Annotated in this window: 13 protein-coding genes; 5 read left to right on the top strand and 8 right to left on the bottom strand. The window is 68.2% G+C overall.

The window, feature by feature from the left end; translation table 11 throughout:
* Positions 1-31: 31 nt before the first annotated feature.
* Together ACLFA2_RS05950 and ACLFA2_RS05955 are read right to left on the bottom strand one after the other, a co-directional pair.
* A complete protein-coding gene (locus ACLFA2_RS05950; RefSeq protein WP_426622207.1) occupies positions 32-1,066 on the bottom strand; it encodes an autoinducer 2 ABC transporter substrate-binding protein in 1,035 nt (344 codons plus the stop codon).
* Positions 1,067-1,238: 172 nt separating this feature from the next.
* A complete protein-coding gene (locus tag ACLFA2_RS05955) occupies positions 1,239-2,012 on the bottom strand; it encodes a DeoR/GlpR family DNA-binding transcription regulator (protein ID WP_021199208.1) in 774 nt (257 codons plus the stop codon).
* 125 nt (positions 2,013-2,137) lie between these two features.
* Here ACLFA2_RS05955 and ACLFA2_RS05960 point away from each other — a divergent pair, with 125 nt between their 5' ends.
* Positions 2,138-2,956: a BtpA/SgcQ family protein gene (locus tag ACLFA2_RS05960; RefSeq protein WP_021199209.1), complete on the top strand. Its 819-nt coding sequence runs from the start codon at positions 2,138-2,140 to the stop codon at positions 2,954-2,956.
* Positions 2,957-3,045: 89 nt separating this feature from the next.
* Here the strand turns inward: ACLFA2_RS05960 and ACLFA2_RS05965 are convergent, their stop codons facing one another.
* The gene (locus ACLFA2_RS05965) at positions 3,046-3,414 is read right to left on the bottom strand and encodes a sterol carrier family protein (RefSeq protein ID WP_021199210.1); all 369 of its coding nucleotides are present in this window, start codon (positions 3,412-3,414) and stop codon (positions 3,046-3,048) included.
* 49 nt (positions 3,415-3,463) lie between these two features.
* Here ACLFA2_RS05965 and ACLFA2_RS05970 point away from each other — a divergent pair, with 49 nt between their 5' ends.
* The 4 genes from ACLFA2_RS05970 to ACLFA2_RS05985 all read left to right on the top strand — a co-directional run bounded on the left by ACLFA2_RS05970 (position 3,464) and on the right by ACLFA2_RS05985 (position 7,561).
* The gene (locus ACLFA2_RS05970; protein WP_081859751.1) at positions 3,464-4,138 is read left to right on the top strand and encodes an NUDIX hydrolase; all 675 of its coding nucleotides are present in this window, start codon (positions 3,464-3,466) and stop codon (positions 4,136-4,138) included.
* Positions 4,139-4,181: 43 nt separating this feature from the next.
* On the top strand, positions 4,182-5,459 hold the full coding sequence (gene purD, locus ACLFA2_RS05975) for a phosphoribosylamine--glycine ligase (RefSeq protein ID WP_426622208.1): 1,278 nt from the start codon (positions 4,182-4,184) through the stop codon (positions 5,457-5,459).
* A 261-nt stretch (positions 5,460-5,720) separates the two neighbouring features.
* A complete protein-coding gene (locus ACLFA2_RS05980) occupies positions 5,721-6,200 on the top strand; it encodes a winged helix-turn-helix transcriptional regulator (protein ID WP_021199213.1) in 480 nt (159 codons plus the stop codon).
* Positions 6,197-7,561, top strand: coding sequence for an MFS transporter (locus tag ACLFA2_RS05985; protein WP_426622209.1), 1,365 nt, complete (start codon positions 6,197-6,199; stop codon positions 7,559-7,561). The genes ACLFA2_RS05980 and ACLFA2_RS05985 overlap by 4 nt, the downstream gene beginning before the upstream one ends.
* A 145-nt stretch (positions 7,562-7,706) precedes the next feature.
* Here ACLFA2_RS05985 and ACLFA2_RS05990 read toward each other — a convergent pair whose 3' ends face one another.
* The 5 genes from ACLFA2_RS05990 to ACLFA2_RS06010 all read right to left on the bottom strand — a co-directional run bounded on the left by ACLFA2_RS05990 (position 7,707) and on the right by ACLFA2_RS06010 (position 12,780).
* On the bottom strand, positions 7,707-8,435 hold the full coding sequence (locus ACLFA2_RS05990; protein ID WP_029258788.1) for an amino acid ABC transporter ATP-binding protein: 729 nt from the start codon (positions 8,433-8,435) through the stop codon (positions 7,707-7,709).
* The gene (locus ACLFA2_RS05995; RefSeq protein ID WP_021199216.1) at positions 8,432-9,910 is read right to left on the bottom strand and encodes an amino acid ABC transporter substrate-binding protein/permease; all 1,479 of its coding nucleotides are present in this window, start codon (positions 9,908-9,910) and stop codon (positions 8,432-8,434) included. The genes ACLFA2_RS05990 and ACLFA2_RS05995 overlap by 4 nt, the downstream gene beginning before the upstream one ends.
* Positions 9,911-9,964: 54 nt before the next feature.
* On the bottom strand, positions 9,965-10,519 hold the full coding sequence (locus ACLFA2_RS06000; RefSeq protein WP_029266885.1) for a GNAT family N-acetyltransferase: 555 nt from the start codon (positions 10,517-10,519) through the stop codon (positions 9,965-9,967).
* 66 nt (positions 10,520-10,585) lie between these two features.
* Complete coding sequence (locus ACLFA2_RS06005) at positions 10,586-12,157, bottom strand: MFS transporter (RefSeq protein WP_046398902.1); 1,572 nt, start codon at positions 12,155-12,157, stop codon at positions 10,586-10,588.
* Complete coding sequence (locus tag ACLFA2_RS06010) at positions 12,154-12,780, bottom strand: PadR family transcriptional regulator (protein WP_021199219.1); 627 nt, start codon at positions 12,778-12,780, stop codon at positions 12,154-12,156. The genes ACLFA2_RS06005 and ACLFA2_RS06010 overlap by 4 nt, the downstream gene beginning before the upstream one ends.
* Between the last annotated feature and the right edge of the window lie 4 nt (positions 12,781-12,784).

Below are 12,784 nucleotides of genomic sequence, written 5' to 3' on the forward strand. Positions count from 1 at the left end.
GACCCCGCCCTGAGTCGTGGTGGACGTCGGGTCAGAAGTCGTAGTCGTCGACGTTGTCCTTGTCGACGATGACGGCGGCGTCACCCACGTAGACGTTGTCGAAGCCGTCGAGCTTCTTCAGCGAGTTGTAGCCTTCGATGCCGAGGTCGGTGCCGTCGGTGATCTTCTCGCCGTCGACGAGCAGCTGCGCGATCTTGAGCTGCGCCTTGCCGGCCATCGCCGGGTCCCAGAAGAAGATCTTGTCGATCGAGCCGTCGACGATGTACTTCTTCGCCACGGACGGGATGCTGGTGCCCATCACGCAGACCTGATCCTCCAGACCGGCCTCCTGCACGGCGCGGGCGATACCGGCGACGTCGGTGCCGGCCGACCCCTGGAAGCCCTTGATGTCGGGGTACTTCGCGAGCAGCTCCTTCGCCCGCTGGTAGGCGACGTTCTCGTCTTCCTTGCTCTCGACCGGCTCCTCGACACGTGTCAGGTCGGGGTACTCCGCCTGCTGCTGGTCGTAGGCGCCGCCCACCCAGTCCATGTGGGTCTTGGCCGTGAGGCCTCCGACGAAGGAGACGTACTGTCCCGAGTCGCCCATGCACTCGGCGAGGTTGTCCATGATCTTCGCGCCATAGGCCCGGTTGTCGAACGCCTCGATGTCGATGTCGGCGTTCTTGATGCCTGCAGCCTCGTGGGCGACGACGATGATCCCCTGGTCCCTGGCCTGCTTGAGCACGGACTCCAGCGCCTCTGGCGAGTTGGGGACGACCGTGATCGCGGCGGGCGACTGGGCGATCAGGTCCTGGATGATCTGGATCTGCTTCTCGGGGCTGGCGTCGTCCGCACCCTCCTGGCGGGCGTCGATCCCGGTTTCCTCGGCGAACTCCTTGACGCCGACCTCCATACGGTCGAACCAGCCGACACCCGAGATCTTGACTACGGTGACCATCGCGCCGTCTTCCGCGCTTCCGCCGGTATCGCCACCACCGGTGCTGCCGCCGACCTGACCGCAGCCGGCGAGGGCGAGCATCGCCACGGCACCGAATCCGACACCTGCAAGCAACTTCGTCTTACGCATGTTCCACTCCTTCGTGTGTGAACCAGTGTTAGTTTCCACCACCCCCACGGAGGAATGGGAAGAAATCTCATCGCTGTGGAACAGTAAAACGTGATCCCGCCGGTTGTCAATGCGAAATCTCACACCCGTTGCGCAACCGTTGCGCAACGGCGAGACCGAAGGAACGACGCAGCTAGAGCGCGGGAACGGCTTCGATCTGCACACCGGCCGCACGCAGGCCGACGAGCGCGGGATGGTCCACCGCTCCGTCGGTGACCAGCAGGTCGACCTCGCCGGGACCCGCGACATTCGTCAGGTGCACCCGGCCGAGCTTCGACGCGTCGGCGACGACGATGACGCGGTCACAGGCTTCGATCGCCGCGCGCTTCACCGCTCCCTCCTCGTTGCTGTAGTCGGAGAGACCGCGCTTGCCATCGACGCCGGAGACGCCCATGACGTAGACGTCGCAGTTGTAGCGCTTGAAGGCCTCGATCGACTCGGCTCCGACCAGGCTGAGTTCGCCGGGACGCACCCTCCCGCCGGTGACGAGGATCGTGGTGTTCGGCTCGTCATGGAGCTCGAGCGCGACGAGGATGCTCGGCGTGACGACCGTGAGTCCGAGGCCTTTGCCGACGATGGCCCTGGCCACCGCGAGGGCGGTGCTGCCACTGTCGAGGACGACGGTCTCGCCGTGATTGAGATGGGCGACGGCCGCTGCCGCGATATTGATCTTCTCGCGTGCGCCCATCAACGCCCGAGAGTTGAATCCGGGCTCCACCGCCGTCCCGTGGGCGGCGATCACACCACCGGTAACCCGGCGCACGCTGCCGCGCTCCTCGAGGAGTTCCAGGTCGCGCCGAATGGTCATCTCGGAGACGTCGAACTCCAGCGCGAGGGCCTTGAACTCGGCCTCCCCATCAGAGAGGACCCGCTGTTCGATCAGCGCGCGGCGCTCATGGGCTTCCATCCCGACCTCCTCGTGTGGCAGATCCCACCTTAGGCGACACGCTTGTGTGAATGAGTAACTTGTGCTTTGCTCATCGTGAATCTTTCACAGAGTTTGTGATCCATTCCGAAGAAACGAGGAAAGACATGCCCAACTGGCTCCCCGAGGTGTTCGGCACGCAGAAGCCGATCGTGGCGATGCTGCATCTGGCCCCGCTCCCCGGCGACCCCGGCTACGACACCGCGGCCGGAATGGCCGCGATCGTGAATCGCGCCAAGGGCGAGCTCGACGCGCTGCAGAGCGGCGGCGTCGATGCCGTGCTCATCTCCAACGAATTCAGCCTCCCGTACCTCACGAAGACCGAGCCGATCACCGCGATCAGCATGGCTCGCATCATCGGCGCGCTGCAGGGCGACCTCGCCGTGCCTTTCGGCGTGAACGTGCTCTGGGACGGCCGCGCCTCCATCGATCTCGCCACCGCCACCGATGCGGCGTTCGTTCGTGAGATCTTCACCGGCGTCTACGCCAGCGACTTCGGCCTCTGGAACACGAACGTCGGTGAGGTCGCGCGCCACCGACACCGCATCGGCGCATCGAACGTGAAGCTGCTGTTCAACATCGTGCCGGAGTCGGCCGCCTACCTCGCCGAGCGCGACCTCGGGTCCATCGCCCGCTCCACGGTGTTCGCGACCAACCCCGATGCCCTCTGCGTCTCCGGGCTCACCGCCGGCGCCCCCACTGACACGCAGTCGCTGGCCATCGTGAAGGAGAACGCCGGAGACGTGCCGGTATTCGTCAACACCGGAGTGCGCGCCTCCAACGTCGCCGACCAGCTGGCAGTGGCCGACGGGGCCGTCGTGGGCACCTATTTCAAGCACGACGGCAGGTTCGAGAACCGCGCCGACCGCGCACGGGTGGAAGAGCTCATGGGTGCTGCGAAGGCGTTCCGGTCGCAGCTGGCCTGACACGCGACCGCCGGCCACACGGAGCCGCCCGCGATCCCGGTGACCGCGGGGCGGCTCCGTGTGCCTCAGGCGCGTCCCGTGGGGCTGCGCTAGGGACGCACCGGCAGCACGTCGCTCAAGTCGGCGCGCGTGCCCGAAGCGTGGATGCGTCCGCCGTCTGCGGCATCCGCCCATCGCTCCGTGCCGGTGGACACGGCGATCCAGGTCGCCGCATCCATCTCCACCACGTTCGGCGGCGTGCCACGGGTGTGTCGAGGCCCCTGGATGACCTGCACCGCACCGAAGGGAGGCACTCGCACCTCCACGCTGTTGCCCGGCGCCTTCTCGTCGAGCAGCTGCAGCAGATAGCGCACGGCGGTGGCGAGATCGGTGCGCTGCGGCTTCACGCCCGAGGCATCCGCGGAGCGGACGGCATCGAGAGCCGCGCGTCCGTCGACGATGTCGATCTTCCTGGCCATCTCTCCAGACTACGACCGACCGCGCGCGACGAGTCCTATGCTCGGACGCATGAGCATGCATCCCCAGGGCGCCCGCGCCGAGCTGCTCGCGGCAGTCGCCGACCATTCGTGGGGCGTGCGGATCCCGCCACTCGCCGACCCGCAGAGCGCGCACGATGCGGCTGTGCTCATCCTGTTCGGCGTACTCGATCGCATCCCCGCCCCCACGACCGACGCGGCCGTCGCCCGTGACCTCGACGTGCTGCTGCAGCGACGCGCGCCCACCCTCTCGTCCCACCCCGGTCAGGTCTCATTCCCCGGTGGACGCGTGGAGCCGGACGATGCCGACGTCGTCGCCACGGCGCTGCGCGAAGCCGAGGAGGAGACCGGGCTCGATCCGGCGGGAGTCGAGATCCTGGCCACGCTGCCGGAGATCCCGCTCGCCGCGAGCAACCATCTCGTCACGCCCGTCCTGGCATGGTGGCAGTCGCCGTCGCGGGTCGTGGCGGTCGATCACGCCGAGACGGTCGAGGTGTTCCGGGTTCCCGTCGCGCAGTTGCTCGCCCCCGAGACCCGGTTCACCTCGACGATCACCCGCATGGGGCACACGTTCCGGGGCCCGGCGTTCGACGTCGACGGCACGATCGTCTGGGGCTTCACCGCGATGGTGCTCGATGCGCTCTTCGACGCGGCCGGCTGGACCGTGACCTGGGATGCTGCCGTCGAACGGACCGTCGACCTCTGAGCCCCACCGAAACCCGGAGCGCGACCCTCGGTAGTCTGGACGGGTGAAGATTCTCGTCCTCGGTTCCGGTGCCCGTGAGCACGCGATCATCCTCGCCCTGCGGGCCGAGCAGACGGAGCACGAGATCTTCGTGGCTCCCGGCAACGCCGGCATGGCACAGGATGCGAGCCCCGTCTCGGTCGATCCGCTGGACGGCGGCGCAGTCACCGCGTTCGCGCACGAGCACGCGATCGACCTCGTCGTGGTGGGCCCCGAAGCTCCGCTCGTCGCCGGAGTCGCGGATGCCCTGCGCGTCCGCGGCATCCCGGTGTTCGGACCGGGCAAGGCCGCAGCGCAGCTGGAGGGCTCGAAGTCGTTCGCGAAGCGGGTCATGGATGCCGCCGGCGTGCCCACCGGCCGTGCCGTGCGCGCCGCCACCACGGCAGAGGTCGAGAACGCGTTCGACGATCTCGGCGCTCCCTACGTCGTGAAGGCCGACGGTCTGGCTGCGGGCAAGGGCGTCATCGTCACGTCCGACCGCGCCGAGGCGCTCGCGCACGCCGAGCAGTATCTTCCCGCCGGCCCGGTGCTGATCGAGGAGTTCCTGTCCGGCCCCGAGGTCTCCCTGTTCTTCCTGAGCGACGGCGACACCGTGCGCGCGCTCAGCCCCGCCCAAGACTTCAAGCGCGCACTCGACGGCGACGCCGGCCCCAACACCGGTGGCATGGGCGCCTACTCGCCGCTGCCCTGGCTCACCGAGCAGTTCGGCAGCGAGCAGGCTTTCGTCGACGAGGTCACGCGCGACGTGGCACTTCCCGTGGTGCGCCAGCTCGACGCAGAGGGCACGCCGTTCATCGGACTCCTCTACGCGGGCCTGATCCTCACTCCCGCCGGCGTGCGCGTGATCGAGTTCAACGCGCGCTTCGGAGATCCGGAGACGCAGATCGTGCTGCCGCGACTGGTCACCCCACTGTCGGACCTGCTGTTCGCCGCGGCCTCGGGAACCCTCGAGGACCAGCCGGATCCCGTGTTCAGCGACGATGTCGCCATCACGGTCGTGCTGGCCAGCGAGGGATACCCCGAGGCACCGCAGACCGGCCGCCCGATCGAGGGCCTCGCGGAAGCCGCGGCCGTCGAGGGCGTCCGCATCGTGCACGCCGCGACCGCGAGCCCGGATGCTCCCGGCGGATCGCTCATCGCGACGGGAGGCCGTGTACTGAACGTGGTGGCGGTGGCTTCCGACTTCCGCACCGCGCGCGACCGCGCGTACGAGGCGATCGCCCGCATTCATCTCGACGGCTCCCACTACCGCACCGACATCGCCGCTCGCGTCGCCGAGTAGCCCTCCGCGCCCCGCCCCTGCCCCGCCGGCCCGTCCCGCCCCCTCTGTGTGCCCGCTCCGCCGAGCGCACGGGGTCTCGACGAGTGCACGGCTTCCCGACGCGGATACCCCGTTCGCTCGGCGAGTTCCCGTGCACTCGGGAGCACCACGAGCGGGGTACGTGAGGTGCGGTCGCGCGAATTCGGGCGAATGCGGGCAGGAATCCTGCCAACGTGCGGATCCGCGATTGACACGGGGGACTTTCTTCAAGAAAGTTAGCGGATGCCGCTCCGCTCCGACTGGTCCTCTGCGACCTGCCCCATCGCCCGCACCGCCGACGTGCTCGCCGACCCCTGGGTGCTGCTCATCCTGCGCGAGCTCTTCTCCGGTCGCACGCGTTTCGATCAGCTTCGTGACGCCACCGGCGCCGCCGACTCGGTGCTCTCCCGTCGCCTGACCGCGATGGGCGAGGCCGACCTCATCGCCCGCGAAGACCCCGACGATGCGCGCAGCGGCTATCGACTCACGACCGCCGGACGCGAGACGCTTCCGATCCTGCACGCCTACGCGCGGTTCGCTCGCATCACCGACCCCGACGGGCCGTGGGGACTGACCGTGAGCTGCGGCCGCTGCGGCGATGTCTCGGACTCCGTCGACTGGTGCGCGACCTGCGCGGCACCGCTCGACGCCGGCAGCACCCGGTGGGCACGGCGCAGCATGGGCGGGGAGCCCTTCGCCCTTCTCGCCGGAGACGCGGCATGACCGCCGAATCGCTCGACGGTCCGATCGAAGAGCCCCTGACCGGACGGCAGCGCCGCTTCCACCCTGCCTGGACCGTGGCCCTGGTGGCCCTCATCGCGCTCATCGGCGCCGCCGGGTTCCGCGCCGCGCCCGGTGTGCTCATGGTGCCGCTCGAGGAGGAGTTCGGATGGAGCACGGCGGAGCTCTCGCTCGCGGTCTCGATCAACCTGCTGCTGTACGGCCTCATCGCCCCGTTCGCGGCCGCCCTCATGCAGCGCTTCGGCATCCGCGCGGTCACGGTGGTCGCACTCTTCGTCATCGGAGCGGGCGCGGCGCTGAGCGTCTTCGTGGCGACTCCCGGCCAGCTCATCCTGACCTGGGGTGTGCTGATCGGGCTCGGCACCGGATCGATGGCCGTGGTGTTCGCCGCGACCATCACCGACACCTGGTTCGCGACCCGGCGCGGGCTCGTCTCCGGCGTGCTCACCGCCGGCAGTGCGACCGGGCAGCTGATCTTCCTCCCCGTGATCGCGGCTACCGCGGAAGACGTCGGATGGCGCGGGGCGTCGCTCATCATCGCAGGCGGCGCCCTCGCCGTCGCGCCCCTCGTCTGGATCTTCCTGCGCAACAGACCGAGCGACCTCGGGGTCGCCCGGTACGGCGAGACCACGCCCGTCATGGCGGCGGATCCCGTTCCTCGGGGCACGGCGGCTCCTCGGGGCACGGCGGCTCCTCGGGGCACGGCGGCTCCTCGGGGCACGGCGTGGGGTGCGGCGAAACTCGCGATCTCCACCCTGAGGGAGGCCGCTCGCACCAAGACCTTCTGGGCACTGGCGATCGGCTTCGCGATCTGCGGAGCGACGACCAACGGACTGATCGGCACACACTTCATCCCGAGCGCGCACGACCATGGGATGGCGACGACGACCGCGGCCGGGCTACTGGCCGTGGTGGGCGTCTTCGACATCGTCGGCACCGTGTTCTCCGGCTGGCTCACCGACCGGGTGAACCCGCGCATCCTGCTCGCCGCCTACTACGCGCTGCGCGGAGTGAGCCTGCTGTTCCTGCCGAGCCTGCTCTCGGCCGAGGTGCAACCCAGCATCATCGTGTTCATCGTGATCTACGGGCTCGACTGGGTCGCGACCGTGCCACCGACGATCGCGCTCTGCCGTGAGGTCTTCGGAGACAAGGGCCCGCTCGTGTTCGGCTGGGTGTTCGCGGCCCACCAGATCGGCGCCGGCATCGCCTCGGTCCTCGCCGGGATCGTGCGCGACCACACCGGCCAGTACACGTTCGCCTGGTTCGCCGCCGCCGGACTGTGCGCGGTCGCCGCCCTCGTCAGCGCGACCATCCGCCGCCACCCCGTATCCGTTCGCGAGTAGCTCACCCCATCCCGCACCGCACCGCACCGCACCCGAGTGCACGGGAAGCTGCCGAATGCACGGCTTCTGAACGCAAACTTCCCGTGCACTCGGCGAGTACACGGGAAGTCGACGCGGATGTCCGCGACGCGGATGTGCGCCAGGCTCAGAGCACCTTGGAGAGGAAGTCCTTCAGGCGTTCGTTCTTGGGCGAGCCGAAGAGCTCGGCGGGCGGGGCCTCCTCGACCACGACACCGCCGTCCATGAAGACCGTGCGGCCGGAGACCTCGCGCGCGAAGCCCATCTCGTGCGTCACCAGCACCATGGTCATGCCGCCGGACGCCAGGTCGCGGATGACCTGCAGCACCTCACCGACCATCTCGGGATCGAGCGCGCTCGTGGCCTCATCGAACAGCATGATCTCGGGGTCCATCGCGAGCGCACGCGCGATCGCGACGCGCTGCTTCTGACCACCGGACAGGGATGCGGGCTTCGCATCGGCCTTCTCCGAGAGACCGACCCGCTCCAGGAGCGACAGCGCCCGCTCACGGGCCTCGGCCTTCGTCATCTTCCCGCACTCCACCGGCGCGAGGGTGATGTTCTCGAGCACCGTCATGTGCGGGAACAGGTTGAAGTGCTGGAACACCATGCCGATGCGCTGGCGCACCTCGTCGAGCTTCACGCTCTTGTCGGTCAGGTCGACGCCGTCGATGATGACGTGTCCCGACGTGGGCTCCTCGAGCTTGTTGAGGCAGCGCAGCAGCGTGGACTTGCCCGACCCCGACGGACCGATGACCGCGACGACCTCGCCGTCTTCCACCGAGAGGTTGATGCCCTTGAGCACCTCGTTGTCTCCGAACGACTTGTGCAGGTCCTGCACCACGATCTTGCTCATGCGTTGAACGTCCTCTCCAGGCGGTTCGCGAGCAGCGTCAGCAGCGTGATCACGACGAAGTAGATGATGGCAACGATCGTCAGCACCTGTGCCGACAGGTACGTCGAGGCGATGATCTGGCGAGAGACGAACGTCAGTTCCGCCAGGCCGATCACACTGATCAGCGAGGTGTCCTTCAGCGTGATGATGCCCTGGTTGACGAACGACGGGATCATGATGCGGAACGCCTGCGGGAGCACGACCTTCTGCATGGTCTTCCAGTGGCCGAGACCCAGCGAGCGCGAGGCCTCGTTCTGTCCGGGATCGACCGCCTGGATGCCTCCGCGGATGATCTCGGTCATGTACGCGCCCGTGTTGAGCGAGAGCGTGATCGCTCCGGCGACGAACGGGTTGAACGTGAGGCCAGGGAACAGCTGCGGGATCGCGAAGAACACGAAGAACGCCTGGATGAGGATCGGCGTCCCGCGGAACACATAGACGTAGGCCGTCGCGATCCAGCGGAACGGTGCGAACTTCGAGACCCGGCCGAAGCCGAAGATGAGCCCGAGGATGAAGGCGGCCACGATGGCGACGATCGTCGCGAGGATCGTCAGCCACAGGCCTTCCATGAGCGCGGGCCAGTACTGCACCGCGACCGAGATGATGTCGGTCGGCTGCGACGATTCCTCGCCGCCCGCCAGGTACGTGTCGACGATCTTGTCGTACTCGCCCGAAGACTTGAGGTTCGCGAGTCCGGCGTTGAACATCTCGATCAGTTCGGGGTTCTGCCCCTTGTTCACCGCGAAGCCGTACTCGCCGCCGAGCTCGGGCTCACCGATCAGGCGGAAGCCGGAACCCTGCTGGATGCCGTAGGCCAGCACCGGGAAGTCCTCGAAGTAGCCGACCGCCTGGCCGGCCTTCACAGCGTCGACCATGTCGGTCGTGTCCTGGTACGGGGTGACCTTGAAGCCGTACTCGTCCTTGTTCTCGTCGGCGAAGGTCTGCCCCTGCGTGCCGGTCTTCACGGCCACGGCCTTGCCGTCGAGGTCGTCGAGCGACTGGATGTCGCTCGACTCGAGAACGCCCAGCTGGATGCCGCTGGTGAAGTAGGGCTCACTGAAGTCGAAGGTCTTCTGTCGCTCCTCGGTGATCGACATGCCGGCCATGACCGCATCGACCTGGTTCGACTGCAGCGCCTGCACCGCGGCGTCGAATCCGAGCTGGCGGATCTCGACCTCGAAGCCCTGATCCTTCGCGATCGCGCGGAGCAGGTCCATGTCGATGCCGACGAGGTTGCCGTCCTTGTCGGTGAACTCGAACGGCGCGAAGGTCGTGTCGGTGCCGATGACGTACTTGTCGCCGTCGCTCGCGGCGGTGGCGGGGGCGGCTCCGGCGAGGAGCGCTCCGACGGCGACGAAGGCGACGAGCGCGGCCGCACCGGCGGTGCGCATCGATCGGCGCAGGCGGCCCGCCGCGGCGGATGGATTTCGGATCACGACGTGTGCTCCTCGGGTCGACAGCAGCGACCGGACGACCGCCGAGGATCTACCCTAGCTCGCGGCGAGTCGGGTCCCCGAAATATCGATCCAGTACCGCCGCACGCGGGGCCGCCCGGCCTCCGGCGCATCGATCACGTCTTCGAGCTCGCCACCGGCGCCCTCGATGGTGCGGATGGACCCGATGTTGTCGTCATCGCAGGTGAGCATCACGCGTTCGTACCCCTCCACCTTCGCCTGGCGGAGAATCTGCCGCATCGCCTCGCGCACGATCCCTTCGCGGCGACGGGAAGGGATCACCGAATAGCCGATGTGGCCACCGAAGCGACGCAGGTAGTCGTTGAGCTCGCGGCGGAAGGAGAGGAAGCCGACCACCTGGTCCCCCTCGGTGATCCAGTAGTAATCGCAGGGCACGTGGCCCTCCGGGAGAACCGCACCGGGTGTGGCGTACAGCTCTGCGCGCTCGACGAACTCCTCGAAAGCGGCCCGGTCGGGCACGAAACCCTTCTCGAGACCGCCCCCGTCGACGTGTCCGCCCTCGAACTCGCCCACTGCGGCGGCCCAGGATTCGAAGAGGTCGGTGGTCGGTCGAGAGAGTGCGATCGTCATCGCCCGATGACACCAGAAAGGGGCCGTGTCCGCAAACCGACGGACACGACCCCTTCCCGGGTTCGACTACTCGGCCCGCACGGCCGCGGGTGCCGCCGCCTCCGTTTTGTCGTAACGACCGAGGAACAGCGAGGCGATCAGGGCGACCGCCATGACGCACGCCGGCAGCAGGATCGACTGCGACATCCCCGCCGCAAACCCTTCGGCCACCTGGGGCGGCAGCGATCCGCCGGTCGAGATGCCCGCCGGGGCGTCGGCGAGGCCCGGGAGGTTCGCCTCGAGACGCGACTGCATGAACGCGGCGATGGATGCCGAGCCGATCACCGACCCGATGGTCCTGGTCGTGTTGTAGATGCCGGCGCCCGCCCCCGCCTGACGCGGCGGCAGCTTGCGCGTCGCCGTGGTGGCGAGCGGACCCCACATGCCGGCGTTGCCGATGCCCATCAGCGCAGAGGGAAGCAGGAACATCCAGATCGGGGTGTCCATGTTGATCAGTGCCGAGTACCAGACCAGCGCTCCGGCGACGCAGAGCAGGCCGGGGATGAGGATGATGCGCGGATCGACCCGGTCGAGGAGCTTCCCCGCGGCCGGGGCGAGCACCCCCGAGAGCACCGCCATCGGGATCAGGAGCAGTGCCGCTTCGGTGGGCGTGAGTCCGCGTGCGGTCTGCAGGAAGAACATCATCGGCAGCGACATGCTCGTCACCGTGAAGCCGACGGCGGCGATCGCCACGTTCGCGCCCGAGAAGTTGCGGTCGCGGAACAGGTCGAGCGGCACCAGCGGCTCGCTGCGGGTCTTGGCCTGCTGGAAGATGAACAGCCCGAGCACCACGAGGCCGACGATGATCAGGCTCCATACCGAGATCGGCCCCCAGATCACACCCCAGTCGTACTTCTCGCCCTCCTGGAGTCCGAACACGATGAGGAACAGCGCCACGGCGCTCAGCACCACACCCACGATGTCGAACCGGTGCGGATGCGTCGCGAGCTTGGGCACCAGACGCCAGGCGAGCACGAAGGCGACGATACCGACCGGGATGTTCACGAAGAAGATCCACTCCCAGCCGAAGCCGTCGACGAGCAGACCGCCCACGAGGGGGCCGACGAGAGTCGCGACACCAGCGGTCGCCCCCCAGAGACCCATCGCGGCGCCGCGGCGCTCGGGCGGGAAGGTGCGGGTGATCACGGCCATGGTCTGCGGTGTCATGAACGCCGCTCCGAGACCCTGCACCGCGCGGGCGACGATCAGGCCCTCGAGTGTGGTCGACAGTCCGCACCACAGCGACGCGAGGGTGAAGACCGCGAGGCCGATCAGGTAGATGTTCTTCGGGCCGAAGCGGTCACCGAGACGTCCGGTGATCAGCAGCGGCACCGCATAGGCGAGCAGGTAGGCGCTCGTGACCCACACGACGTTGTCGAGATTGTTCGTGTTCGGGTCGAGCGCCGCCTTGATGGCCGGGTTCGCGACCGACACGATCGTGGTGTCGACGAGGATCATGAAGAAGCCGATGACCAGCGCCCAGAGGGCGGGCCAGGGGCTCGTGGGCTTGTGCCCCACGGAATAGGTGCCGGTCGACGGACCGGAGGTCGAGGGCGCGGACACCGGGGGGCGGTCTCCGTCGCGAGGGGTATCTGTCATTGCTGTGCGGCCTTTCGCTGAGCGCGGTAGCGGTCTGAGTTCTGGAATGCCGTGGGACCCCACGGCAGGACTTCGGTCTGGAGGCGGTCCAGGAGGGTGTCGAGCCAGCGCAGCTCGGCGTCCAGCAGTGCCTCCTGACGCTCGATCTCGACGAGCACCTGCTCGGGCACGCTCTTCTCCCTGGCCGTCCGCAGGCCGTCGCGGTGCCGCGCGTGATCGCCGACGAGCGCCACCCGCCGCTCCTGCAGGAGGTCGATCACCTCCGGCCTCTCGAGGTTGTGGGCCTCGGCGAGCGCGATGCGGAAGTCGGCGGGTCGGTCGATGCGGGGCAGCTCGCGCCGCACCCACGTGACGACCGCGTCACGTCCGGCATCCGTCAGGGAGTAGGTCGTGCGCTCCGGACGATTGCCCTCGCGGTCGATGCCGAGCTCATCGATCAGCCCGGCACGATGCAGCCGGGACACCGTGTGGTAGAGCGTCCCGTTGGTGATCGTGATCAGGCGATCATCGTGGCGGGCCCGCATGAGCCGCACCATCTCGTAGGGGTGCATGTCGCCCTCGCGCAGCAGCGCGAGCACCATCACCCCCATGGGGGTGAGTCGGTCGACGGCATCCTTCTTCATGTCC

The organism is Microbacterium sp. As-52 (assembly GCF_049949185.1).
Lineage (GTDB): Bacteria > Actinomycetota > Actinomycetes > Actinomycetales > Microbacteriaceae > Microbacterium > Microbacterium maritypicum_A.